Source organism: Aureimonas psammosilenae, assembly GCF_009176975.1.
GTDB classification, from domain to species: Bacteria; Pseudomonadota; Alphaproteobacteria; order Rhizobiales; family Rhizobiaceae; genus Plantimonas; species Plantimonas psammosilenae.
Genome location: NZ_WEZG01000006.1, coordinates 63,261 through 86,587 on the forward strand (window position 1 = coordinate 63,261; position 23,327 = coordinate 86,587).

Sequence of the window (23,327 nt, forward strand, 5' to 3'; positions counted from 1 at the left end):
GCGTGGAAGGTCGCCTCAGTAGGGCGACGCCGCCTGCCCCATTTCGACGTAAACGCTCTTCACCTGGCTGTAATGCTCGATCGCCGCGCGGCCGTTCTCGCGCCCGATGCCCGAACGCCTTGCGCCGCCGAAGGGCATTTCGACGGGCGTCAGGTTATAGGCGTTGATCCAGCAGGTGCCGGCCTTCAGCTTGGCCACCACGCGGTGCCCGCGCTGAATGTCGCGCGTGAAGACGCCGGCCGCGAGGCCGAATTCGGTGCCGTTGGCGCGCGCCACCACTTCCTCTTCCGTGTCGAAGTCGAAGACGCTCATCACCGGGCCGAAGATTTCTTCCCTGGCGATGCGCATGTCGTCCCGGACATCGGTGAAAACGGTCGGCTGCACGAAGAAGCCCTCGACCATACCCGGAAGAACGGCGGCCTTGCCGCCGCATTCGAGCTTGGCCCCTTCCTCCTCCCCGAGCCACATATAGGATAGGACCCGCACCCTTTGAGCTTCCGACACGAGCGGTCCCATGTCGGTCGCCTCGCTCAATGGGTCGCCGAGCCGGATTTTGGCGACGCGCGCCAGAAGCTTTTCCACGAAAGCCGCGCGCACCGAACGCTCCACGAAGACGCGCGTGCCGTTGGAACAGATCTGGCCCGCGGAATAGAAATTGCCGAGGATCGCGCCGGAGACGGCGGCGTCGAGATCGGCATCGGCGAAGACCACGATCGGCGACTTGCCGCCGAGCTCCAGCGTCACCGGCTTGATGTCGGCGCTCGCGGCCGCCATCACGCGGGAGCCGGTGGCGACCGATCCGGTCACGGACACCTTATCGACAAGCGGATGGGAGACGAGCGCGGCCCCGACCTCGCCGGAGCCCTGCAGGACGTTGAAGACACCCTTCGGCAGACCCGCCTCGCTCAGGATCTCGGCGAGCTTCAGGGCCGAGAGAGGCGTCGTCTCGGAGGGCTTGAAGATCATGGCGTTGCCGCAGGCGAGCGCGGGCGCGGCCTTCCAGGAAGCGATCTGGATCGGATAGTTCCACGCGCCGATGCCGACGCAGACGCCTAAGGGCTCGCGCCGCGTATAAGCGAAGGAACCGCCGAGATCGATGTAATCGCCCCTGATATCGGCGGCAAGCGAGGCGAAGTAATCGAGGCAGTCGGCGCCCGACGCCGCATCCGCCACCAGCGTCTCGGCGATGGGCTTGCCGGTGTCGAGGGTTTCGAGTTCGGAAAGTTCGCGGTTGCGCTCGCGCATGATGGCGGCGGCGCGGCGCAGCACCCGGCCGCGCTCGGCGCCCGGCATCGCCGCCCATTCCTCCTGCCCACGCCGGGCCGCCGCGATCGCCAGCTCGATCGCGGCAGGCGTTGCGGCATGGAGCCGGGCGATCACCTCGCCGGTCGCCGGATAAAGGCTCTCGAAGGGCGCTCCCTCCACGTCCTCGTGGAAGACGCCGTCGATGAAATGGGAAGCGGGGGGCTGGGCGCGCATGGAAGATTCCTCGAAGTCGCGCCGGTCTTATCGGCCCGAACGGCGCATCTGTCGAGCTATCCGCCGGAACTCCGGCCACGGCCATCGGTTTGCCGGGTTAAAGGGAGAGCCATATGAGCAACGCAGCTACGCCTACCATCACCGTGGAGCGCGAAACGCGCCCCGTGATCGTTCTGATGAACGACAATATCATCGCTTCCACAAAGGAGGCCTTGATCCTGAAGGAAGGCAACCGCGCCCCGGTCTACTATATCCCGAAGGAGCACGTCGCGATGGAGTTCCTGCTTCCGACCGATCACCACACGACCTGCCCGCACAAGGGAGAAGCGCGCTATTGGACGATCACGGGCCAAGGCCGCGCGGTGGAAAACGGCGCCTGGGCCTACGACAACCCGCATGAAGCGGCCTCGGCCATCGCCGGCCATCTGTCGTTCTATCCGGACAAGCTGCGCATCGAGGTCGGCTGACCGCCGGGGAACCCCGAATGCGTTCCGTCGGTTATGGAAGCCGAAGGGTAACAGCGATTTGAACAGGATCAGAACCGATGCGTAAGCTTCTCATTGCCGCAGGCGCGGCGGCATTCCTGTCGTCCCCGGCCTTCGCCCAGACCGTGGTGATCCAGCAGGAGCCCGCCCCGCCCCCGGCCGCCGTGATCGTGGACGAGGGCACGCTTCCGGGCGACATCGTGACCTATGTGCAGAGAAATCCGATCGATTCCGCGCCCGTTCTCGAAGGGCGTCTCGTCAACGGCACCATCGTTCCCGCAGACGTGCAGCTCGCGCCTGTCCAGGGCTATTCGGGCTATTCCTACTTCTACCAGGACGGCGCACCGGTGATCGTCGATTCCAGCCGCCGCGTGGTCCGCATCGTCCGCTGATCGACATCAGCGGACTGGATAAAACCGCGTCGGGCAGCCGGCGCGGTTTTTTCATTTCCAGACCCGACCGGTCCCTTCGGATCAGGCGGGTTTGCCATCCTCCACAAGCCGCAATCGCGGGCGTGGGGCGGGATAGAGGGAAGCGTAGATTTCGCTGAGGGGCAGCGTCGCTCCGATCTCGGGAAGCTCGATAATCTCATCGAGATCGTCGTATTTCTCGACTTGCCACATACCACGCTCGTCGCGCCTGTAGAGCTTGGCGGAGATCACATCGGGATCGACGAACATGATGAGCGAGATGCCGCCATGCGCCTGGTATTCGTCGAGCTTGTCCGTGGCATCTATGGCCGAAGTTCCGGGGGACGACACCTCGACAACCGTTGTCGGCCGCGACGCATCCAATGCGTTCGGGTCGCTGGGCCCGCAATCCACGACGACATCGGGATATCTGACGGTGTTTTGTCCTATCCTGACCGCCGTATCGCTCGACGTCGTCCGACAACCGCCCTTTCTGGCTTGCGGCAACAAGGTGGCCACGAGATTGGCGGTCACCACGTTGTGGCTCTGCTTGGCGCCCGCCATCATGCGGATGATCCGCCCGTCGACAAGCTCGAACCGATCGCTCTGAGTGCCGATCCATCGGAGAAAGTCGTCCGTGGATACGGCTTCGTATTCCGGAAAAGCCATGTGACACTCGACGGATGGTTTCGCGCGCCCGAACCATAGGCCAAGCGCACGCAGACCTTCAACGGCGGGGAAACGATCGCATCGTCAACCGGCGTTTCAGCGATCACTATGCCCGAGGTCGCGGTCGGGGTCGATGACGTCGCGCACCTTCTGCTTCAGCACCTTGGCTTCGGGGAAGCCGCCGTCGCGCTTGCGCTCCCAGATCAATTCCTCGCCGCAGCGGATCTCGAAGATGCCGCCGGTGCCGGGCACCAGCGCCACCTCGCCGAGGTCGGGACCGAAAGTGGACAGAAGCTCCTGCGCCATCCAGCCGGCACGCAGCAGCCATTGGCACTGCGTGCAGTAGGTGATCGCGACGCGCGGGGCCGCCATCCCGTCAGCTCTTGGCGGCGGATACGAGCGCCGGCTCGGCGCGGTAGTCGTCCGGGAACAGGCGCTTCAGATTGTCGATCTTGGGCAGGTCGTTGACGACGATATAGGGATAACGCGGATTCAGCGTCAGGAAGTCCTGATGATAGGCTTCCGCCGGATAGAACTTGTCGGCCGCGCCCGTCGTGGTGACGATTTTCGCCTTGTAGATCCCGGCCTTGTCGAGCTGCGCGATATAAGCGTCCGCCACGCGCTTCTGCTCGTCGGTCACCGGAAACACGGCGGAGCGGTACTGCGTGCCGTGGTCGGGACCCTGGCGGTTCAGAAGCGTCGGGTCGTGCGCGACGGAGAAGTAGATGCGCAGAAGCTCGCCATAGCTGACGGTGGCGGGATCGAAGGTCACTTCCACCGTTTCGGCATGTCCCGTCGTGCCGGTCGAGACCTCATCGTAGGACGGATCGGCGGTTTTGCCGCCGGCATAGCCGGACACCGCGTTGGAAACGCCCTTCACGTGCTGGAAGACGCCCTGAACGCCCCAGAAGCAGCCGCCGGCAAAGCGCGCGACCTGGCTACCGCTCGCCGTGGCGTCGAGCGCGGGCTTGGGCAGTTCCCAGGCTTCTTCGGCGGCTTGTGCCGGGGGCGCGCCCTTCAGCGCCAGCGCCGCGCCGCCGCCCGACACGAGAACAGCCACCAAGACGAGCCCGGCGCCGCGCCGGAAACGGAAAAAGCCGTTGGAAGACATGAGTTCGGTCCTATTTAGCATCCGCGAGCGGCTTGGAGGCCGCCGGGCGGAGCGCGATTGAGAGATGGCGCTTTCCTGCCTCGAACGCAAATCACGGCTGCGGGACGGCACATGCCGCGCCCGCTGGCCTCGTCCATCTGCTGCTGCTAGAATTCCATCGGACTTTCCGTTTGGATAAGTCTTCGAACGTCCCCGAAAGTCGCGAATGGCGGACTCCCTCTACGGTTATACCTGGCGGCACACCAAGCGCGCCCAGCTTTGGATGCTGGTGGTCGTCGCGGTGTCCATCATCCCGCTCTTCCTGTCGCTGAACCTGCCCAAGCTCATCGTCAACGGCCCGATCCAGGGCGAGGGCTTCGAGAACGGGCCGGCGGCGACGCGCGAATATCTCCACACTGCGATCCCCTGGCCGCAATGGCTGGGCGGCTCGGGCGAATTCGTTTTGTTTCCCGGCCTCGACTTCACGCGGATGGAGTCGCTCTACGTCCTGTCGGGCCTGTTTCTGGGGCTCGTCATCATCAATGGCGGGTTCAAATACTACATCAACACCTACAAGGGCCGGCTCGGGGAGCGGATGCTCCGGCGCATGCGCTACGAGTTCGTGGACCTGATCCTGCGCTTTCCGATTCCGCGCTTCCGCCAACTTCGCGCCTCCGAACTCTCCTCCATGGTGAAGGACGAGCTGGAGCCGATCGGCGGCTTCATCGGCGACTCGGTGGTGACGCCGGTCTACCTGATCAGTCAGGTGCTGACGGCGGTGGTGTTCATCTTCGTCCAGTCCTTTTCGCTGGGCATGGTGGCGCTCGGCGTGATGCTGCTTCAGGTGGTGTTGATCCCCCGGATGCGCCGCCGCCTTCTCGTGCTCGGCCGTCAGCGCCAGTTGACCGCGCGCCAGTTCGCCGGCCGCGTCGGCGAGATCGTGGAAAGCGTCTCGTCCATCCACACCAACGACACCTCGAACTACGAGCGGGCCGGCGTGTCGGAGGAGCTGGGGCGCATCTTCCTGATCCGCTTCGACATCTACCAGTGGAAGTTCCTGGTCAAATTCCTCAACAACTTCCTGTCGCAGCTCACGCCCTTCATCTTCTACCTTTTCGGCGGTTATTTCGCGATCACTGGCCATCTCGACATCGGTCAGCTCGTGGCCGTGATCGCCGCCTACAAGGACCTGCCCTCGCCCTTGAAGGACCTGATCGACTGGGATCAGGTGCGCCTCGACGTGCAGGTGAAGTTCGAACAGGTGGTGGAGCAGTTCTATATCCAGAACCTGTCCGATCCGGCCATGCAGGCGCCCGAGGCCACGCGAGTCGCGGCTCTTGCCGGCGGCTTCGCGCTGGCCGGCGCGGCGCTTCAGGACGAGAACGGCGGTCGCATCCTCGACCCCGTCACCTTGGATCTGCCGCTTGACCAGAAGGTCGCGGCTGTCGGCCCGATCGGCGAAGGCGCCGAGCAGTTCGCCGAAATGCTGGTGCGGCTGCGGCCGGCGAGCGGCGGCGAGGTCAATCTCGCCGGCCGCCCCCTCGTCACCTATCCCGAATCCGTCACCGGGCGACGCCTCGCCTATGTCGACGCCGCCACCTATTTCCCGCGCACCACGCTGCGCGAGGCCTTGCTCTACGGGCTGATGCACCATCCAGTGGCCGTCAAGGAAGCAAAGAAGCGCTCTCGCCAAAGCGATCTGGCGGCGTTGGAGACCAAGCTCTCGGGCAACACGGCGCTCGACATATCTGAGGATTGGATCGACTACGAGGATATCGGCATCTCCTCGTCGCGCGAACTCGGCGACCATCTGGCGGCCATCCTGACTTTGGTGCGGCTCGATCGCGACGTGCGCTTGTTCGGCCTTCGCTCGCGCATTCCGGCCGAACATGCCGACGATGCCGAGGAGCGCATCCTGAAGGCCCGCCGCGCCTTCCGCGCCAGCCTCGAGGAAGAGGGCATGGAGGACTATGTCGAGCCCTTTGACCCCGACAGCTACATCCACAACGCCACGCTTCTGGAAAACGTCGTCTTCGGCGCCGCGCGCGACCCGCGCGCCGGCCTCGCCCAGCTTTGGACCAATCCGCAGGCGCGCGCGGTTCTGCGCGAAACAGGCCTTGCCCAGTCGCTTTACCGCATCGGCCGCGACATCGCCTCCACCATGCTCGACCTCTTCGGGGAACTGGAAGCGGGCAACCCGCTCCTCCAGCGCATGACGGTGATGAGCGCCGAGGACTTGAGCGAATACCGCCAGCGGCTCGGGCGCGTCGAGAACCCGGATTTCGACGCCGCGCCCGACGAGGACCGCGTCGCCTTTATCCGCCTCGCCTTCGCTTATGTCGAAACGCGCGACCGCCTCGGCCTCGTGGATGCCGGCGTGATGCGCAACGTGGTCGAAACGCGCCGCCTCCTGCGCGAGCGCCTGCCGGAAGAGCTGTCGGAAATCCTCGCCTTCCACGACGCGGACGCCTTCAACCCGGCGACGAGCGTGCAGGACAACGTCCTGTTCGGGCGCATCGCCACCGATCTCGCCAATGCCGGCGACGCGGTGGAAGGGCTTCTCCTGCGCAATCTCGATGCGCTCGGCCTTGCCCGGATCGTCCAGGAAGCGGGCCTCACCTACGACATCGGCTCGGGCGCCAAGCGCTTGTCGCTCGGCCAGCAGCAGAAGCTGGCGCTCGCCCGCGCCCTCGTGAAGGCGCCCGACTACCTCGTGGTGAATCGCGGCCTTTCCGCCCTCGACGCCGACACGCAGGGCCGGATCGTGGAAGCGACGCTGGAGCGGGCGCGATTGGGGCCTCGTCCCTTCGGCACCTTCTGGGTCGTGGCATCGGCCGGCCATGCCAAGCTCTTCGAGCGCGTGGTGGAGTTTCGCGACGGCCATCTCGTGTCCGACGAGACCACGGACGATGCAGGCGCCCTGCCCGAAATCGTGGAGAATCCAGAGGAGCATCCCGAAGCCAGCCAATCCGGGGAAGCGCCCAAAGCCGCCGACGCTTCGCGAGAGGACGAGGCGGTCGAGCCGGCCAACCAGCGCGACGACACCGAAAACGCGGCCACCAAGCGTCCGGGCGAGCAGGCGGCGGCGGAATGACGATGGCCGAAGGAACGAAGCCTTGAGGATGGCATGCGACGGGATGGCCTTCGCCCTTGAAGAGAAGGGCCAAATGTCATCATATCATATGACGGAAGAAAACCGGAGCCGGTTGCCCGCCTTCGGCATCCCGCGCCGGGAAGCTGCGCGATCCACTGCCTTAAGGAGGTCTTCTCCTCGATGAGCCAGTTGAAGAACGAGGTCGACGTTCTGAAGCGCGTCCCGCTGTTTTCCGGCGTGGATGCGGCCAAGCTCAAGCTCCTCGCTTTCACGTCCAAAGTTGTCCGCTTCAAGGCGGGCGACGTCCTGTTCCGCCAGAACGATCCGGGCGACAGCGCCTATGTGATCCTGTCGGGCAAGGCGCGCGTTTTCGTGGACGGGCCGGACGGGGAGATCGATCTGGCCGAGGTCGGCGAAACGGACTTCGTCGGCGAGATCGCCATCTTGTGCGACGTGCCGAGAACCGCCAGCGTTTCGGCGACCACGGATCTCACCACCCTTCGCCTCGGCAAGGAAACCTTCGCCGAGTTTCTCGTGACCTTCCCCACCATGAGCGTGGCGATGATGCGCGAACTCGCCTTCCGCCTCAGCCGCACCACCGCCGAACTCGTCGCTTCCGAGCGGCGGCATGCCCATCCATGATCCAGCCCGCCGGCCCTTTCCTCCATCTCGCCAGCCACGGCACGCAGCGCCCATGCGGCGCCCGTCCCTGAACCCGATCCGATCCCTCCCATGAAACCGATGCCGTGCAGCTCCTTCCCAAGACCGCAAGACGGGAGCGCGCCGGCATGAGAACCGCGCAGACGGTAGCCGAGGATTTCGAGGTGGTGGTCTGGGGCGCACGGGGCACCCTGCCCGGCTCCGGTCCCTGCCAGACGGAATTCGGCACCGAAACCTGCTGCGTGGAAATGCGGATCGGGCAATGCCGGCTCGTCTTCGACGCAGGGACCGGCATCGTGCCGCTCGGGCGCTGGATGGCGGCGGAGGACGTGAAGGAGATCGACCTCTTCTTCTCCCATGTGCATTACGACCACATCATGGGCTTCCCCTTCTTCATGCCGCTCTACCGGCCGGGAACGCGCGTGTCCGTTTCGCTCGGCCATATGCTCGACGGCCGACCGGGGTCCGAACTGATCTCCGACTTCATGCGCGCGCCCTTTCTGCCGATCGGCCCGAAGGTGTTCAGCGCCGATATCGAATATCGCGACTTCAAGCCGGGCGACCTCCTAAAACCCGCGCCCGATATCCGCATCCGCACCGCGCGGTTGAACCATCCGAACGGGGCGGTCGGCTACCGCGTCGAGCATGGCGGGCGCGCCGTCGCCTATGTCACCGACACGGAGCACGTGCCGGGCAAGACCGACCAGAACGTCCTGTCCTTGTTCGAGAATGCCGATGTCGTTTTCTACGACACATCCTATGCCGATGCCGAAATGGAGCGCTTTCGCAATTTCGGCCATTCCTCATGGGAAGAAGGCGTGCGGCTGGCCAAGCGCGCCGGCGTCGGGCAGCTCGTCCTTTTCCACCACATGCCGATGCGCGACGACGACAAGCTCGCCGAGATCGAAGCAGCGGCCAGGGCCATCTTTCCGGGCACTGTCGCCGGACGCAGCGGCATGACCTTCCAACTCGCTCCGGCACGCGCGAGGGCGGAGGCGGGATAATGCCCGCCCCGGACGAGGAAGCGGAGCGCGGACGCGCCCGCATCCGCCCGCGCGAGGTCTGGAACCAGATCCGGGGGCGCGAGATGCCGCGCATCGTCTCCCCGGCGATCCGCTTGCGCGTGCGCCGTCAGGACGATGTCGGCGAGGTCATCGTCAAGCTCATCCAGATCTTCGTCGCCTGCTTCGTGGCCGTGCTTTATCTCGCGACCCGCCTGCCGCACGACATGCCCATCTTCGCCTCGCCCGTCCCTTACGTGATCGCGACCTATCTGGCCTTGTCGTTTCTCGGCCTCGCCTGGGCGATGCATCCCCCGGTTCCGGACGTGGCCGTTTATGCCTCGATCGTCGTCGACTTCCTTCTGCTCTACGGGCTGATCTGGAGCCTGCACCTCCATTTCGGGCAGCCGCCATCCTTCGTGCTGAAATCGCCGACGCTCCTCTACGTCTTCCTGTTCATCGCCATCCGGATGCTGCGCTTCGAGCTTCGCTTCGTGATCGCGGCCGGCTTGGCGGCCGCCGCCGGATGGATCGGACTCGTCGTCTGGGTGCTGCGATCCGATCCGCAGAAGCTGTCCTTCGCCCCCGACTTCGCCGCTTATCTCAATACCGGCGGCGTTCTGATCGGGGTGGAGGTCGACAAGACGCTGGTGATCCTGCTCGTCACCGCCGTTCTGGCCCTCGCGCTTCTCCTGACGCGCCACCTCGTGGCGGTGGCGGTGACCGAAGCGCAGGCGGCGGTGAATCTGGCGCGCTTCTTCGACCCCGCCGTCGCCGACGACATCCGCACCCTCGACACGGACCTGACGCCCGGCAACGGCAACCAGCGCGAAGCCTCGATCATGTTCGTGGACCTTCGCGGCTTCACCGCGATCGCCGCCGAGCATCCGCCTTCCGACGTTCTCCAGGCGCTGGCGAACTTCCAGAAGACGGTGGTGCCGATCATCCGCGACCATGGCGGCACGATCGACAAGTTCATGGGCGACGGCATCATGGCGACGTTCGGCGCGGTGCGCCCCCTGCCGACCCATGCCGCGAACGCCCTGATGGCGGCGGAAGCGGTGCTGTCCGCTTATTCGCACCGCGCGGCCGAGGACGATTCATGGCTCGCGCCCGGCGGCATCGGCATCGCGGTGGTGGCGGGCAAGGTCGTGTCGGGGGTCGTCGGCGTCGAAGGCCGGCTGGAATTCACCGTGATCGGCGGCGCGGTGAATCTCTGCGCCAAGCTGGAAAAGCACAACAAGGAGCTCGGCACGCTGGCGCTGACGACGCTGGACACCCTGAACCTCGCAAGGCTTCAGGGTTTCAAGCCGAAACGACGCATCCCCTCCCTGAACGTCGCGCTGCCTGGCACGGTCGGCAGCGTCGAGGTGGCGATCCTCGCCGCCCGCCGGGATGGACTCATCCGCAACCTTCGCCGCCGGCTCAATCGCAGCGCCCGGCCCTGAGCCTGAAGGATTGCGTCAATGCGCGTGGGGGTCCACCGCGTCGCGCAGACCGTCGCCGAGGAAGGAGAAGGCAAGCACCACCAGCATCACCGGCACCATCGGGAACAGGAGCCACGGGTAAAGCGCGACGGCCTCGATGTTCTGCGCTTCCGACAAAAGCACGCCCCAGCTCGTGATCGGCGGGCGAAGGCCGAGCCCGAGGAAGGACAAGGCCGTTTCCGCGAGGATCATCGACGGAATCGACAGGCTCGCCGAAGCGATCAGATGGCTCATGAAGTTCGGCAGAAGATGGCGGGCGATGACGCGCGAGGGCTTGGCGCCCATCATCACGGCGGCGGCGGTGAAGTCCTCTTCGCGCAAGGAGAGAAGCTTGGAGCGCACCGCGCGGGCAAGCGCCGGCCAGTCGAGCAACGCCAAGATGATGGTGATGCCGAAATAGATGAGGATCGGGCTCCAGGTGACGGGGAGCGCGGCCGAAAGCGCCAGCCAAAGCGGCAGTTCGGGAATGGAGCGCAACGTTTCGGTCGTGCGCTGCACCCACCAGTCGATCCGGCCGCCGAAATAACCGGCAAGACCGCCGAAGAAGAGGCCGAGCACGAAGGAGATGGTGACGCCGACGAGACCGACGGTGAGCGAGATCCGCGCCCCGTGGATCAACCGGCTCAGCATGTCGTGGCCGAGCCTGTCGGTGCCGAGCAGAAACATCGTGCCCCCTTCCGGCGGGCAGACGAGGTGGAAGTTTCCCTCGATCAGGCCCCAGAACAGGTAGGGATCGCCGGAACAGAAGAAGCGGATCGGCTGGGGCTGCGTCCGGTCTTCGGTGTAGCGGCGCTGGAGCGTGTCGAGATCGAGCGTGCCGGTGGTCTTGTAGGTGAAGGGCCCGATGAAGCTGCCCTCGTGGAAGAGGTGCAAGCTCTGCGGCGGCATGAAGATGTGCTGCGTGTTGCGCGTTTCGAGACCATAGGGCGCAAGGATCTCGGTGAAGAACACGGTGAGATAGGCCGGCACCAGGAAGATCAGCGCCAGCATCGCGATCCGGTGGCGCCGGAAGCGCCACCAGATGATCTGGCGCTGCGAAGCGCGCGTATATTTGTCGGAATAGCGCGAGCCTTCCGCCATCGTCCTTTTCGGGTCGAAGGGCGCTTCGTTGACGTAGTGGGGCAGCGTGCTCACGATTTGCGCCCCCGCTCCAACCGCACGCGCGGGTCGATGGCAGCCAGAAGAAGGTCGGACACGAGCATGCCGACGACGGTGAGAACCGCGAGGAACATCAGGAAGGACCCGGCCAGATACATGTCCTGGCTGCGCAGCGAGGACAGGAGCATCGGCCCGGTGGTCGGCAGGCTCATCACCGCCGACACGATCACCGAACCCGACACAATCTGCGGCAGAAGCGTGCCGATATCGGACACGAAGGGATTGAGAACGGCACGCAGCGGATATTTGCGCAGGATCCTACCCTCTGGCAGGCCCTTGGCCCTGGCGGTGACGACATAGGGCTTCTGCAACTCGTCCAGGAGATTGGCGCGAAGGCGGCGGATCATGCCGGCCGTTCCCGCCGTGCCGATCACGATCACCGGCACCACGAGATGGGCGAAGAGCGAGCCGGCTTTGCCGATCGACCAGCCCTCGCCGATATAGGCGGGGTCCATCAACCCGCCGATGGAGATGCCGAACCAGACGTTCGACAGATAAAGAAGGATCAGCGCCAAAAGGAAGTTCGGCGTCGCCAGCCCGATATAGCCGAGAAAGGACAGGGAATGGTCGGCGAAGCTGTATTGATGCGTCGCGATATAAACGCCGATCGGGAAGGACACGCCGTAGATGAAGAGAACGGTGAGGAAGTTCAGAAGCAAGGTCAGGAACAAGCGGTCGCCCACCACGTCCGCCACCGGCATCTGATATTCGAAGGAATAGCCGAGATTGCCGTGCAGAAGCCCAGTGACCCATTCGAGATACTGCACCGGCATCGGCTGATCGAGGCCGTATTGCTCGCGCAGGAAGTCCACCTTGTCGGAGCTGACATCCTCGCCCTGCGCCTGGAGATCGGCGATATAGGTCGTCAGGTAGTCGCCGGGCGGAAGCTGGATCACGACGAAGACCAGAACGCTGATGACGGCCAGCGTGCCGATCATGGTCGCGACGCGGCGCAGGAGAAAGCCGAGCATCGGGATCAGGTCCTTGAAGAAGCCGTCACGGGATCGAAGCCTGCTTTTCGTCGGGCTCGCCGAAGAAGAAGGTTTCCATGCGATAAACGCCGAAGAAGGCGCCTGGATTCCAGTTGTAGACGGCGCGCTCGGGCACGTTCTGCAAGCGGTCGGACACGAGCACGAGATTGTCGATGCCCGACACGATGCCGATACGCAGCGCCTCGTCCGCGTTGATGTCGAGCATTTCCGTCCAGATGCGCGCGCGCTCGGCTTCGTCGAGGGAAACGGTCCATTGCCGGTGGAGGTCCAGAAGCTTCCGGGCGACCGGCAGGTCGGGCGCCGCGCCCATATTGCCCTTGGTCTCGAAATGGCTGCCCCAGGCCGGCCATTCGGGCTGTTCGCCATCGGTCGGCGCGAGTTGCGCCGGGCTCCAGTCGACGGTCGGCAAGCCGTTCTCGAGCCCCGTCGAAACGGACATCATGGTGGAGCCGGCCGCCAGGCGGCTCGACAGGGTTTCGCGCTCGGAAGGCTTGATGAGAAGCTTGATGCCGATCTTACGGTAGTCCTCGGCCACAAGCCCGAGAACGTCGACCTGCTCGCTGTCCTCGCCCGCCGTTTCCACGATGATGATCATCTGCCGCCCGTCCGGCAAAAGGCGGATGCCGCCCGAGCGCTCGGTGAGGCCGAGGGAATCGAGAAGCCGCTCGGCCTCGGCCGGATCGTAATTGGCGTAACGCTTCGCGCGCGCCTCGTCATAGAAGGGCGAGCCTTCCATCGCCGTGTCCACCACCGGGAGCCCGAGACCGTAATAGATCGCCTGGTTGATGTCCTCGCGGTTCATGCCGAGCGACAGGGCCCGGCGGAAATCGGCGTTCTGGAAGAGCTTGCGCCACACCTCGTCGCGCACGTTAAGGTTCGGGTAGAGCGTGATCTTGGAGCCCTTGCCGCCCTTCCAGCGCCGGACCTGATAGCCTTCTCGGGCGGCCGCCTGCTTCAGGAAGGCATAGTTGTTGAAGACGAGATAGCTCGCCTGGAGATCGGCGGCGCCCGCCCCGGCCTGCGCCGGGATCAGCTTGGAACTCGCGATCCCCATCGCCACCTCGTCGATATAGGGGAGCTGGTGTCCGGCTTTGTCGATCCGGTGGAAGAAGGGGTTGCGCGCGAAGATGAAGCGATCGGCCGGAGGCTTGGTGCGAAGCACGAAGGGCTCCAGCGAGGGGAGCTTCGGGTCCGAATTCTTGTATTGCTGGTCGTATTTGAAGTGAAGCGCCACCCAGTTGCGCTGGCCGGAATCCTTGACCTTCTCGGCGAGCTTGGCCGCATCGGCATACTTGGCGTGGAATTTCTTGAGGTAATGGGCCGGCCGGTAGATGTAGAGCGGCTGGGGCGCGGCGATGGCCGGCAGAAAGAACGGGTTCGGCTTCGACCATTCGTAGCGCACCGTCACGTCGTCGACGAAGGTCACCTTCGGGACCTCGCCGTCCACCAGCACCTCGCGCGGAGGCCCGAACTTGTTGAGTTCCTCGTTGTTGACGACATCCTCCCACCAGTAGCGGAAGTCCTCCGCCGTGAAAGGCTCGCCATCCGACCACTTGTGGCCGCGCCGGAGATGGAAGGTGAAGATGCGGTCGTCCTCGACATCGACGGCTTTGGCGAGGTCCGGCACGAGCTTCTGGTCAGGCGTGTAGCCGACGAGGCGGGCATAGCCGTAGACCACCATGCGGCGCGTGTCCTTGGCCTGCCCCTCGATGATGCGCAGGCTGCCGCCATATTGGCCGACGCGCCGGCCCTCGGCGGGAAGATCCATCACCAGGGGCTCGGCCGGAATGCGTGTCCCCACCGGCGGCAGCTTGCCGTCCGCCACATCCTTTTCGAGCGCCGGCGATTCGGTCATCTCGGCGGCGCGGGCCGTTGCCGGCTCGCGAAGAGCCAAAGCCAGCGTCAGACCTGCGCCGGCCAGAAGCGCGGCGCGGCGCGACAGGGTGAAACTCGGGAACTTCGGCTGCATGGTCTCGCCCTTCCCTTGGCCTTTGCCTTACCCGCGCGGTGCGATCAGATAGTTGGCGTGACCCTTGTCGGAGAAGATCCGTTCGATCCGGTATCCGGCAAGGTCCAGCCAGCGCATGAACTGCGCGGTATTGGCATTTGCGATTTCGATGAAGATCAATGGTCTGGCAGAGGCGATCGTTGCCTTTGCTCCCTCCAGAACATCGAGCTCCATGCCTTCCACATCGATTTTCAGGAGGTCGGGCGCTTGCGTCAAGACGTCGTCCAGCCGCACGACGGGAATACTGCCCTCGCCCGCGCCTTCAGCCAGATGGCCGGCGCCGAGGCCGCCGCGCTCGGAAGACACGATCCGCATCCGCTCTTCCCGCGCGCCGACGCCCGTTCCCATCATGGAAAGATCGACATTGGACAGGCCGTTGGCCTCCACAGCTTGGGCCAGAGCCTTTGCGGCTTCCGGCGAGGGCTCGAAGGGTAGTACATGGGACGCGGCCATCGGCCCGGCGAAGAAAACCGTGTGGTTGCCGGTATTGGCCCCGACATCCACCACCCGCCGGCCGCTCCCGAGCCGTGCGCGCAGAACCTCCAACTCGCCCGCCTCGAAGAAACTCCCGCGCGTTTGATCGCGCTCGATGCCGGCATTCCGGCCCGTATAGGGCAGGCGATAGGCAACGCCTTCGTGGCGCACATCCAGAAAGACCGGGCGCTCTTCCAGTCTGGCGATGATCTCGTGCCGTTCGTCCGCCGTCAGCGGCAGGGGCTCGGCGTCGAGAACAGCCAGCGGCGCGGCGAGCTTGATGCAGCGCGCTTCGTTCCAAAGGCGGAACAAGCGCTCGATGCGCCCTTCCCCTTCGTTCGCGCCTTGGAGAAAGTGGTCGAGCGCTTCCACCCGCCAGAAGCGCGGTTCGCCGACGAACCAGTGGAGAAGGGCGTGAGCCAGACGCGCGGGCTCGTCGAAGGCAAGACGCGAGGGTCGCCACAGCGCCGGAGGAGAACCAACCGCCACCGCGCCGAACACCACGTCGAACATGTCGAAAGCCGGCGCGGCGAGAAGCGCGGCGTCGTCAGCCAACCGCTCGCCCGGCGCATGAAAGGCCACCCATTCAGCGCCTTTCGCCTTCGCATCGTCCAGCGACCGGCCGAGCGAGGCGAGGTCGGCAAGGCTCGCCTCGGCCATCAGGATCGGGGGCAAGGCGAAGCTCACGCCGGCTCCATCGCGGCATGGGCGCCGTGGAGCTTGGCGGGATCGACCTCGGCGAAGGAATGCCCGCGGCTGTAATTGTCGTGATAGGCGACCAGCCGCTCGTCGATCGGCCCGCTGGCATAAAGGCCGAGCTTGAAATAAGGCGCCTTTTCCTCGTTGCGGTAGCCGAGAGGCCCGTGGAAATCGAAGAGCGGCTTGCCGTCCATGAAGGCTTCGATGGTGGATTCGTCGTAGCGCGACCAGCGGATGCGAAACACGAAATCCATCCAGCGCCCGATGTGAGCCGCCGTCTCATAGAAGACGTAAGGGTGCGCCGGATTGGCGGAGGCCACCTCGTCGAACGCGCCGGTGAAGCGCAAACGCCCGTCGCGAAAGCGCAAGGCGAGCGGCGGCTTGCCCGAAGGCTCGCCGAGCTTGGCCTGATCGTGCCATTGCGCCAGAACCACGCCGGTGCCGAGCGGGGGCTCGAAGCCCTCCGGCAGGAAGGTCGAGAAACCGTACCAGGTTTCCGCCTCCAGCGGCGCGTTGTACCAGTCGCGCAGTTCCGCGCGGTGGCCCTGGCTGACATGCTCGCCGGGCCGCAGCTCGAAGCGGCAGGCCTTGGTGCCGACCCGCACGATCTCGCCCTGGATGGCGGCCGAATGGGCGCCGGCAAGGCGGCGGGTCGACCAGCCCGCGAATGTGCCTGTTTCGAAATCCAGATGGGCGACCGGATCGCCGGCCGGATCGGTGGCCAGCGACAGGGCGATCTCGCGATGCTCTTCGGGCGTGCGGCCGCCGAGATCGGCGACGCTCGGCACCTCGTGGGCGCGCACGAAATGGTCCGGCCCGATGGCGATCCAGTGCGGCTCGCCGTTCTCGTTCGGCGCGAAAGGCGCGCCCCAGCTCGTCGGCGAGGATTGGCGGGACAGGCTGATCTTGGAAAAATCGAGGCGCTGGTTCGGATCGGGCTGCGGCACGGCCGCGATCAGCGCCTTGGTATAGGGATGGCGCGGGGCGCGGAAGAGTTCCTCGCGCGGCGAGAGTTCCACGAGCCGACCCGACGCCATCACCGCGATGCGGTCGGCGAGATAATCCACCACGGCGAGGTTGTGGGAGATGAAAAGGTAGGTAAGGCCGAGCGCGGATTTCAGGTCGCGCAGGAGGTTGAGGATCTGCGCCTGGATCGACACGTCGAGCGCGGATACCGGCTCGTCGAAGATGATGAGTTCAGGGTCGAGCGCCAAAGCGCGCGCGATGCCGATGCGCTGGCGCTGCCCGCCCGAGAATGAATGCGGGTAGCGGTTCATGTGCGTCGAATCGAGACCGACGAGGTTCAAAAGCTCGGCGACGCGCTTCTTGCGCTGCGCCTGGTTGCCCCGCCCGTGAATCTGCAGCGGCTCGGCGATGATCTGGCCGACGGTGAGCCGGGGATTGAGCGCCGAGAACGGGTTCTGGAACACGTATTGAACACGGGTGCGCCATTGGCGCAGCGCCTCGCCTTCCAGCGCCAGAACATCCACCGGGCCGTCCACCCCCGCCATCTCGACGCTGCCTTCGTCGGTCTGGACGGTGCGAACGATCATCTTGGACAGCGTGGTCTTGCCGCAGCCCGATTCGCCGACGAGGCCGAGGCATTCGCCGCGGCGGATATCGAGATCGACGCCGTTCACCGCCATGGCCAGCGGGCCGGTTTTGCGCTTCAGCCAGCGCATCTCGCTGCGGTTGGAAAAGCCCTTGGCGAGGCCGCGGATCTTCACCAAGGGCTCGCCCGGCGCGCAGCCGGGCGTCAAGGGCGTCTTCCGGCTGGCGGTGGCATTGATATCGACGGGAATCTCGCGCACCGGGGTCAGCCGCTCGCCCGGCTCCATGCCGATGCGCGGCACCGCGTTGAGAAGCGCCTTCAGGTAAGGATGGCGCGGACCGCCGAAGAGCGCTGGGGCCGGCCCGCTTTCCATGACCTGACCGTGATAAACCACCACCATCTCGTCGGCCATGTTGGCGACGACGCCGAGATCGTGGGCGATCAGCAGAATCGCCGTGCCGGTCTGGTCCTGAAGCTTGCGCATCAGCTTCAGGATCTCGGCCTGAACGGTGACGTCGAGCGCGGTGGTCGGCTCGTCGGCGATGAGGAGCGCCGGCCGGCAGATGGTCGCCATGGCGATCATGGCGCGCTGGCAAAGACCGCCCGACAGCTCGAACGGGTAGGAGTCCACGGCGCGCTCGGGATTCTTGAAGCCGACATCGGCAAGCGACTGGATCACCGCCTCGCGCGCGGCTTTCGCGTCGACGCCCTCATGGAGGCGCAGGACCTCGCCGATCTGGTCGCCGATCGTGTGAAGGGCCGAGAAGGAGGTCGTCGGCTCCTGGAAGATCATGGAAATGCGACCGCCCCGGATGCGCGCATATTCGTGCGAGCGCGGAGAAAGCTGGGTCAGGTCCACTTCCGGCTTGTCGCCATCGCGAAAGAAGATGTGGCCGGAACGCCGGCGCGCGATCTGAGGCAGGATGCCGAGGATCGCCTGCGCCGTCACCGATTTGCCGGAACCCGATTCGCCGACGATGGCGACCGTCTTTCCAGGCTCCACGCGAAACGACAGGTTGCTGACGGCGCGGGTGGTGCCCGCCATCACCTTGAACTCGACCGTCAGGTCTTCGACGCGCAGGAGGTCGCTCATTCGCCCATCTTCGCTATGCGGCCTCATCCATTAGCTAGAAGATTCTCGACGGAAATAAACCGGCAATCATTTCTCCGCGCGAGATAACAGAGAAGATTGTTCAGGAATGTGAAAGTCGCCTCGTCCTGCACGAGATGATGGGTGAGGATGCCGGTGGGCGCGCGCGGATCGATCCGGCCCTCCCCCATCGCGTCGAGACGGGCAAGAAGCGCGCCGAGGACAGCGGGCGTGCCTACGAATCCGCCGCCCGCGCCCCAAGCGATCGGATCGAGATGGGTGTCGAAACGAGAGAGTTCCGCCCCCCTCCCGCAAAGCGGCTTGTCGGCGAAGAGCGACAGAGCCTCGAAGCCGAGGGCATTCAGACCGCCCGCGACATCTTCGCCGATGCGGTTCCAGGGAGGGACCAGAACGGGGAGACGCCGGGGGAAGCCCTCGAGGCGGCACCATCCTTCCGCGATTTCCGCCAGAACGATCTCGGCCGGCCGATGATCGCCGAGTTCGGTCTTCTTTTCATCCGGCGGCGCGTGGTTTCGATGCGCCCAACCGTGGGGGAGGACGTGGACGCCCGTCATGGGGGTAAGCCGGTCGGCCAGCGCGTTTTTGGCAAAGGCGGGAATGACGGCGAGCGCCACCGGCATCGCGTGGTCCTCCGCGATCCGCAAGAGACGGTCGAGGGCGGGGGTCGGCCGCACCGCGTCGTCGTCGCGAAGCCAGAAGCGGGCCGGCGCGCCGGTTTGATCGGACAAGCGGTCGAGCCGGTCGCCGAGACTGGACCAGAGCGCGACCTCATCCCTCATCGCCGGGCGCGCGCAGCGTGTTTGGCGACGATGCGTGCCGTGTTCACCGCGCCGTCCAGCGCGAAATCCACCGCGGGCATGGCGCGCCGGCGCGGCGCATCGGCGAGCGCGGCGTCGATCGTGCTCGCAAGCCTCGCTTCCAGTTCGGCTTCCGGCAGGATGTGAAGAAAGCCCCGCTCGGCGAGCCGCCCGGCCCGCTCGGCCTGTTCGGTTTCTTCTTCCGCGCCGATCGGCACGACGATGGCGGGAACGCCGGCGCGCAGAAGATCGATCGTGGTGTTGTAGCCGCCCTGGCTGATCGACAGAGCAGCGCGCCTCAGAACGGCGGGGAAGTCGGATCGGAAGCGCTCGACATGAATGCGCCCGCCGCCCGCTTCTTGCGCCATCGCGGCAGTTCCCGCGATCGCGTCGAACTCGTCTTGGGCCAAGCGTGGGCCGGTGATGAGACGCCAGTCGAGGTCGCGTGCGCCCGAGCGGCTTCGGGCGTCGAGAGCCGCGCGCATCAAGGTCGCGCCGACCGCCCCGCCCCCGGCCGAAACCACGACCTCATCCAAGCCCGGCCCCGCCGGGTCGATTTCCGCCACGCCGCCGAGGCTCGAAATGTCGGAGGACACATAGCCGGTATAGCGCAGCTTCTCCGCGATCCGCTCCGCCTCGCCGAAGCTCGACCCGAAGGGCACGAAGCCGGGATCGCCATGCACCAGCACCTCGTCGAAGGAGGACAGGATGAGGTCGGCGGCTTCCGTTTCGCGCGAGGCCTTGGCGGGCTTCACCAGAATATCGCGCACGGAAGACAGGATGGCCGGAGCCGGCGACCACCCGCGCAGGCGCTCGATCAATGGCAGAAGCTCGAACCGGAACTGCCGGCGGCCGAAGGGGAAGAGTTCGAGAAGCACGGCTTGCGGCCGCACCTCCTCCACAATGGCGAGAAGCTCGTTCTTCCGATTCTCCCGCCAAGCCTCGTCGGCGGGCTCGCCCGACGCGGTGATGAGGGTCGAGAAATCGCCGCCCCGGATGGTGGCGGATGGAAGATAGCGGACGCTCGCTCCCGGATAGCCGATGCCTTCCTCGCGCGTGCCACCGTGAACCACGGTGACGTCCAGCCCGTCATGCGCCATCGCCGCCGCGATGGCCCCGGCGCGCTTCAGATGGCCGACGCCCAGAAGATGCTGGACATAGAAAAGGACGCGATCGCTCATGACGCCTTGGCCTCCAAGGGAATGTTCGCTTGGGCCAAAGCCAGCGCGCCGCCGGCCTCCAGCCTGAAGAGATGGGCGCTGGCGGGACGCAGCTTCACCGGCGCCTTGCCGGTCATGTTCCACGGCCAAGCCACGGCCAGGAGCGCCCGGATGACGCCCTTGTGAGTGACGACGATCGAATCCTCCTCCAGCGTTGCAAGACCCGCCAATGCGCGCGCGCCGACTTCGCGCGGAGATTCGCCGCCCTCACCCCGAAAGTCGAGGCCCCGCGCCTCGTTGGCGGCAAAGGCCTCGTCGGCGCGAAGCTCTTCCAGCGTTCGCCCTTCGAAAGCGCCCCAATCCATCTCGATGAAGCTTGGATTCACAATGGGCGTCAGACCCAGGGCTTCAGCCGTTTGGCGGGCGCGAGCGAGCGGGCTCGACAGGCAGGGCCAGGAACGACTGAAGGAGGGCAACGTCCAAGAGCGGGCCTCGCTGAGACCTTGGCTTGAAAGGTCCGGATCGGCACGCCCCTGCATTCTGCCGAGGCGGTTCCATTCTGTCGGCGCGTGGCGAAGGATCAGGAAATCAGGCATCGCGCATCCCGCTTTGCCGGCTTACCAGAGAAAGAAGATCCGCGCGCAGCAGGGTCGCGGCAGCATCGAGGCCGTTCACCGCCTCCGCCCGTTCCGCTCCCGCCCGTCCCATAGAGGAAACCAGAGCCGGATCGAGGAGAAGCTTCTCCAATCCTTCCGCTAGAGTATGAGAATCACCCGCTGGCACGACAAGCCCGGTGCGGCCATGGTCCACTATCGCATGGATACCGCCCGACCGCCCCGCCATGACGGCGAGACCGCTGGCGGCCGCTTCGATGAAGGCCAAACCGAAAGCTTCCTTCACCGAAGGCCAAGCGTAGATATCCGCCCCGGCATAGGCCTCCCGCAGTTCGTCGCCTTCCAAGCGGCCGGCAAAGGCGACGCGCGAACCGAAGGGCTCCATCAGGGCGCGAACCTCGTCTTCCGCCGGCCCATCGCCGACGAGAAGCGCGTTCCACCGGCAATTCCCGAGCCGCGCGAAGCTGTCGGCCAGCACCCGGTAGGATCTAAGCTTCTGGTCGCGCCGCATCATCGCGACGGTAAGAACGAGCGGCGTCGCCTCCTCGAAGCCGTAACGGACGGCGAGCGCTTGGCGCGCTCGGCGGCGTTCCGCCTCATCGACGCGGAAAGGGGTCGTGTCGATGAAGGGCGGCAGATCGAGAAGCGCGCCCGCCTTTGCGATCGGCTCCAGGCAGGCCCGGTCGTTCGAGTTGAGGACATAGACGCGATCGGCTCGCGAAATCGCATCCTGCGCCACCGCATAGCCCCGCGCCCAATGCCCGTCCCTTCGCTTCGGTGAATGGGAGGCCTCGGCGAGGACATAAGGGATGCCGAGCGCCCCCGAGACGGCGGGGCCGAGATGATCGGGGGCCTTGTGGTAAAGGTGGTAGGTGAACCAGAGCGCCGGACGCTCCGGTAGCCCAAGCGCGCGGTAATGGGCGACGAGCCGTTCGGCTTCCGCCCTGCCCTCCCCTTCCAGTTTCCTCTGCCGCGCCTCGTCGCCTCCACCCTCATAGGCGCGAAGGCGCGAGGCGACGTCCGGCTCGAACCCGGCCCGCTCCAACGCTGCCAGGAACAGCCGCGCCATCCGCCCTTCGCCGGACGGCACCGGATCGTCCGGCGCCTTCATCGGGGCGTAGAAGGCGACCCTCACCCCTCGAGCACCTTGCCGATGCGCCCGAACACGGCGCGAACGCCGCTCGCATGGCCGAAATGGGCGTGGACGTGGCTCTCGCCTGCCCGCCCGAGCCGGTCGCGCAAAGCGGGATCGCGGATCGCGCGGGCAAGCACCTCGGAAAGCGCCAGTGCGTCGTCGGGCGGCGCCAGAAGGCCGGTTTCGCCGTCGCGGATGATTTCCGGCACGGCCGAAACCCGCGTGGAAATGCAGGCGAGACGCTGGCTCTGGGCTTCCATCAGGACGTTCGGCAACCCGTCTCGGTCGCCGTCGTCGGAAACGCGGCAGTTGAGAACGAAGAGATCGCTCGCGCGGTATCGCTCCAACAATTCGGCCTGCGTCATGGAGCCGAGAAAGGACACCCGTTCCGCCACGCCCAAACGCTCCGCCCGCGCCTTCATCTCCCCCTTCAACGGCCCTCCGCCCGCGATCTCCAGCGTCCAGGACAGGTGCTTCAACTCACCCAGCGCGTCGAGAAGACCGGCATAGCCCTTCTTGTCGACGAGGCGGCCGACGCAAAGGAGCCGCACTGGCCAGGCCGGATCGGAGCCGTCGCGGGGGGGCTCGCTCCTTCCCTCCGGCGGCGGCGGAAAGCGCGAGAAATCGAGCCCGTGATACACAAGCGAGACCTTTTCGGGCTCGGGCGCGAGACCCTTCAAATGCTCGGCATTGGCCGCCGTGCAGGTGACCAGAAAGGCGCAATCGGCGAGCTTCTCGCGCTTTTCCCAATCGGGAATGGTCCAGATGTCCTTGGCATGGGCGGACACGGCGAAGGGCAGGCCCAGCATCCGCGTCGCGTAGCGGGCGACCGAGCCCGGCGTATGGAGGAAGTGGACGAAGACGAGGCCGATATCGGCCGGCATCTCGGCCGCCAGAACCAGCGCCTGCCCCCAGCGCCGGCCGCGATTGGGGGTGCGGTCGCGCTTCCAGTCGGCGAGAAACATGCGCCGCGCTTGGGCATAGCCCGGCAGCTTGCGCGCCTTCCACCATGAGCGCAGAACGCGCGGAATATCGGTGTAGAGATATTCCGGCAGGTAGTTCGGCACCTCAGCGATCTCGCGATGCACCGGATGCTCGCGCTCGTCGGTCGGCAGGCGCAGCGACACGAGTTCGATCGGCAGCCCGAGTTTCTTCAGTTCGAGGATTTCCTGCGCGATGAAGGTTTCCGACAAGCGCGGATAGCCCTTCAGCACGATGGCGACGCGCGCACGCGCCGTCGAGACATTCATGG

At 65.7% G+C, this 23,327-nt stretch carries 20 protein-coding genes; 6 read left to right on the plus strand and 14 right to left on the minus strand.

Translation table 11 applies throughout. The annotated features are described in order from the left end of the window. Positions 1–15: 15 nt before the first annotated feature. Positions 16–1,479: a betaine-aldehyde dehydrogenase gene (gene betB / locus F9929_RS12575; protein ID WP_152046932.1), complete on the minus strand. Its 1,464-nt coding sequence runs from the start codon at positions 1,477–1,479 to the stop codon at positions 16–18. A 113-nt stretch (positions 1,480–1,592) separates the two neighbouring features. Here betB and F9929_RS12580 point away from each other — a divergent pair, with 113 nt between their 5' ends. After that, on the plus strand, positions 1,593–1,946 hold the full coding sequence (locus F9929_RS12580; protein WP_152046933.1) for a DUF427 domain-containing protein: 354 nt from the start codon (positions 1,593–1,595) through the stop codon (positions 1,944–1,946). 77 nt (positions 1,947–2,023) lie between these two features. Continuing rightward, a complete protein-coding gene (locus tag F9929_RS12585) occupies positions 2,024–2,356 on the plus strand; it encodes a DUF1236 domain-containing protein (protein WP_152046934.1) in 333 nt (110 codons plus the stop codon). Positions 2,357–2,437: 81 nt separating this feature from the next. Here the strand turns inward: F9929_RS12585 and F9929_RS12590 are convergent, their stop codons facing one another. The 3 genes from F9929_RS12590 to msrA form a co-directional block, all read right to left on the minus strand. Then, complete coding sequence (locus tag F9929_RS12590; RefSeq protein WP_152046935.1) at positions 2,438–3,043, minus strand: Uma2 family endonuclease; 606 nt, start codon at positions 3,041–3,043, stop codon at positions 2,438–2,440. Between the two features lie 96 nt (positions 3,044–3,139). Beyond that, positions 3,140–3,415 (minus strand): SelT/SelW/SelH family protein, encoded by a 276-nt coding sequence (locus F9929_RS12595; protein WP_152046936.1) that lies wholly within the window; start codon positions 3,413–3,415, stop codon positions 3,140–3,142. Positions 3,416–3,419: 4 nt separating this feature from the next. After that, entirely contained in the window at positions 3,420–4,154 is a 735-nt protein-coding gene (gene msrA, locus F9929_RS12600; protein WP_152046937.1) for a peptide-methionine (S)-S-oxide reductase MsrA, read from the minus strand. A gap of 205 nt (positions 4,155–4,359) precedes the next feature. Here msrA and F9929_RS12605 point away from each other — a divergent pair, with 205 nt between their 5' ends. The 4 genes from F9929_RS12605 (at position 4,360) to F9929_RS12620 (ending at position 10,336) form a co-directional block, all read left to right on the plus strand. Beyond that, positions 4,360–7,227 carry an ABC transporter transmembrane domain-containing protein gene (locus F9929_RS12605; RefSeq protein WP_152046938.1) on the plus strand — a complete coding sequence of 956 codons (2,868 nt, stop codon included), beginning with the start codon at positions 4,360–4,362 and terminating at the stop codon, positions 7,225–7,227. A gap of 180 nt (positions 7,228–7,407) precedes the next feature. Continuing rightward, positions 7,408–7,869 (plus strand): cyclic nucleotide-binding domain-containing protein, encoded by a 462-nt coding sequence (locus F9929_RS12610; RefSeq protein ID WP_152046939.1) that lies wholly within the window; start codon positions 7,408–7,410, stop codon positions 7,867–7,869. 146 nt (positions 7,870–8,015) lie between these two features. Continuing rightward, positions 8,016–8,891: an MBL fold metallo-hydrolase gene (locus F9929_RS12615; protein WP_152046940.1), complete on the plus strand. Its 876-nt coding sequence runs from the start codon at positions 8,016–8,018 to the stop codon at positions 8,889–8,891. Continuing rightward, positions 8,891–10,336, plus strand: coding sequence for an adenylate/guanylate cyclase domain-containing protein (locus F9929_RS12620; RefSeq protein WP_152046941.1), 1,446 nt, complete (start codon positions 8,891–8,893; stop codon positions 10,334–10,336). Before F9929_RS12615 ends, F9929_RS12620 begins: the two co-directional genes overlap by 1 nt. Before the next feature lie 15 nt (positions 10,337–10,351). Here F9929_RS12620 and F9929_RS12625 read toward each other — a convergent pair whose 3' ends face one another. The 10 genes from F9929_RS12625 to F9929_RS12670 are packed head-to-tail and all read right to left on the minus strand — an operon-like array spanning position 10,352 to position 23,325. Continuing rightward, positions 10,352–11,455, minus strand: a complete 1,104-nt coding sequence (locus tag F9929_RS12625; protein WP_152047112.1) for an ABC transporter permease — start codon at positions 11,453–11,455, stop codon at positions 10,352–10,354. 50 nt (positions 11,456–11,505) lie between these two features. Then, positions 11,506–12,504, minus strand: a complete 999-nt coding sequence (locus F9929_RS12630; RefSeq protein ID WP_152046942.1) for an ABC transporter permease — start codon at positions 12,502–12,504, stop codon at positions 11,506–11,508. A gap of 25 nt (positions 12,505–12,529) precedes the next feature. Then, the gene (locus tag F9929_RS12635; protein ID WP_210251338.1) at positions 12,530–14,494 is read right to left on the minus strand and encodes an ABC transporter substrate-binding protein; all 1,965 of its coding nucleotides are present in this window, start codon (positions 14,492–14,494) and stop codon (positions 12,530–12,532) included. Positions 14,495–14,521: 27 nt separating this feature from the next. Next, positions 14,522–15,694 carry an FkbM family methyltransferase gene (locus F9929_RS12640; RefSeq protein WP_152046943.1) on the minus strand — a complete coding sequence of 391 codons (1,173 nt, stop codon included), beginning with the start codon at positions 15,692–15,694 and terminating at the stop codon, positions 14,522–14,524. After that, entirely contained in the window at positions 15,691–18,351 is a 2,661-nt protein-coding gene (locus F9929_RS12645) for a dipeptide ABC transporter ATP-binding protein (RefSeq protein WP_152046944.1), read from the minus strand. Before F9929_RS12645 ends, F9929_RS12640 begins: the two co-directional genes overlap by 4 nt. Before the next feature lie 23 nt (positions 18,352–18,374). Next, positions 18,375–19,148, minus strand: a complete 774-nt coding sequence (locus tag F9929_RS12650; protein WP_152046945.1) for a polysaccharide deacetylase family protein — start codon at positions 19,146–19,148, stop codon at positions 18,375–18,377. Further along, positions 19,145–20,347: a glycosyltransferase family protein gene (locus F9929_RS12655; RefSeq protein ID WP_152046946.1), complete on the minus strand. Its 1,203-nt coding sequence runs from the start codon at positions 20,345–20,347 to the stop codon at positions 19,145–19,147. The genes F9929_RS12650 and F9929_RS12655 overlap by 4 nt, the downstream gene beginning before the upstream one ends. Continuing rightward, positions 20,344–20,922 (minus strand): histidine phosphatase family protein, encoded by a 579-nt coding sequence (locus F9929_RS12660; protein ID WP_152046947.1) that lies wholly within the window; start codon positions 20,920–20,922, stop codon positions 20,344–20,346. Before F9929_RS12660 ends, F9929_RS12655 begins: the two co-directional genes overlap by 4 nt. Further along, entirely contained in the window at positions 20,915–22,075 is a 1,161-nt protein-coding gene (locus tag F9929_RS12665) for a glycosyltransferase family 4 protein (RefSeq protein ID WP_152046948.1), read from the minus strand. Before F9929_RS12665 ends, F9929_RS12660 begins: the two co-directional genes overlap by 8 nt. Then, positions 22,072–23,325, minus strand: coding sequence for a glycosyltransferase family 4 protein (locus F9929_RS12670; RefSeq protein WP_152046949.1), 1,254 nt, complete (start codon positions 23,323–23,325; stop codon positions 22,072–22,074). Before F9929_RS12670 ends, F9929_RS12665 begins: the two co-directional genes overlap by 4 nt. Positions 23,326–23,327: the final 2 nt, after the last annotated feature.

What these genes read in the sequence shown, in the direction of transcription:
- betB (WP_152046932.1), bottom strand. Translation starts at nt 1,479, where the DNA reads ATGCGCGCCCAGCCCCCCGCTTCCCATTTCATCGACGGCGTCTTCCAC.
- F9929_RS12580 (WP_152046933.1), top strand. Translation starts at nt 1,593, where the DNA reads ATGAGCAACGCAGCTACGCCTACCATCACCGTGGAGCGCGAAACGCGC.
- F9929_RS12585 (WP_152046934.1), top strand. Translation starts at nt 2,024, where the DNA reads ATGCGTAAGCTTCTCATTGCCGCAGGCGCGGCGGCATTCCTGTCGTCC.
- F9929_RS12590 (WP_152046935.1), bottom strand. Translation starts at nt 3,043, where the DNA reads ATGGCTTTTCCGGAATACGAAGCCGTATCCACGGACGACTTTCTCCGA.
- F9929_RS12595 (WP_152046936.1), bottom strand. Translation starts at nt 3,415, where the DNA reads ATGGCGGCCCCGCGCGTCGCGATCACCTACTGCACGCAGTGCCAATGG.
- msrA (WP_152046937.1), bottom strand. Translation starts at nt 4,154, where the DNA reads ATGTCTTCCAACGGCTTTTTCCGTTTCCGGCGCGGCGCCGGGCTCGTC.
- F9929_RS12605 (WP_152046938.1), top strand. Translation starts at nt 4,360, where the DNA reads ATGGCGGACTCCCTCTACGGTTATACCTGGCGGCACACCAAGCGCGCC.
- F9929_RS12610 (WP_152046939.1), top strand. Translation starts at nt 7,408, where the DNA reads ATGAGCCAGTTGAAGAACGAGGTCGACGTTCTGAAGCGCGTCCCGCTG.
- F9929_RS12615 (WP_152046940.1), top strand. Translation starts at nt 8,016, where the DNA reads ATGAGAACCGCGCAGACGGTAGCCGAGGATTTCGAGGTGGTGGTCTGG.
- F9929_RS12620 (WP_152046941.1), top strand. Translation starts at nt 8,891, where the DNA reads ATGCCCGCCCCGGACGAGGAAGCGGAGCGCGGACGCGCCCGCATCCGC.
- F9929_RS12625 (WP_152047112.1), bottom strand. Translation starts at nt 11,455, where the DNA reads ATGGCGGAAGGCTCGCGCTATTCCGACAAATATACGCGCGCTTCGCAG.
- F9929_RS12630 (WP_152046942.1), bottom strand. Translation starts at nt 12,504, where the DNA reads ATGCTCGGCTTTCTCCTGCGCCGCGTCGCGACCATGATCGGCACGCTG.
- F9929_RS12635 (WP_210251338.1), bottom strand. Translation starts at nt 14,494, where the DNA reads ATGCAGCCGAAGTTCCCGAGTTTCACCCTGTCGCGCCGCGCCGCGCTT.
- F9929_RS12645 (WP_152046944.1), bottom strand. Translation starts at nt 18,351, where the DNA reads ATGAGCGACCTCCTGCGCGTCGAAGACCTGACGGTCGAGTTCAAGGTG.
- F9929_RS12650 (WP_152046945.1), bottom strand. Translation starts at nt 19,148, where the DNA reads ATGAGGGATGAGGTCGCGCTCTGGTCCAGTCTCGGCGACCGGCTCGAC.
- F9929_RS12655 (WP_152046946.1), bottom strand. Translation starts at nt 20,347, where the DNA reads ATGAGCGATCGCGTCCTTTTCTATGTCCAGCATCTTCTGGGCGTCGGC.
- F9929_RS12660 (WP_152046947.1), bottom strand. Translation starts at nt 20,922, where the DNA reads ATGCCTGATTTCCTGATCCTTCGCCACGCGCCGACAGAATGGAACCGC.
- F9929_RS12670 (WP_152046949.1), bottom strand. Translation starts at nt 23,325, where the DNA reads ATGAATGTCTCGACGGCGCGTGCGCGCGTCGCCATCGTGCTGAAGGGC.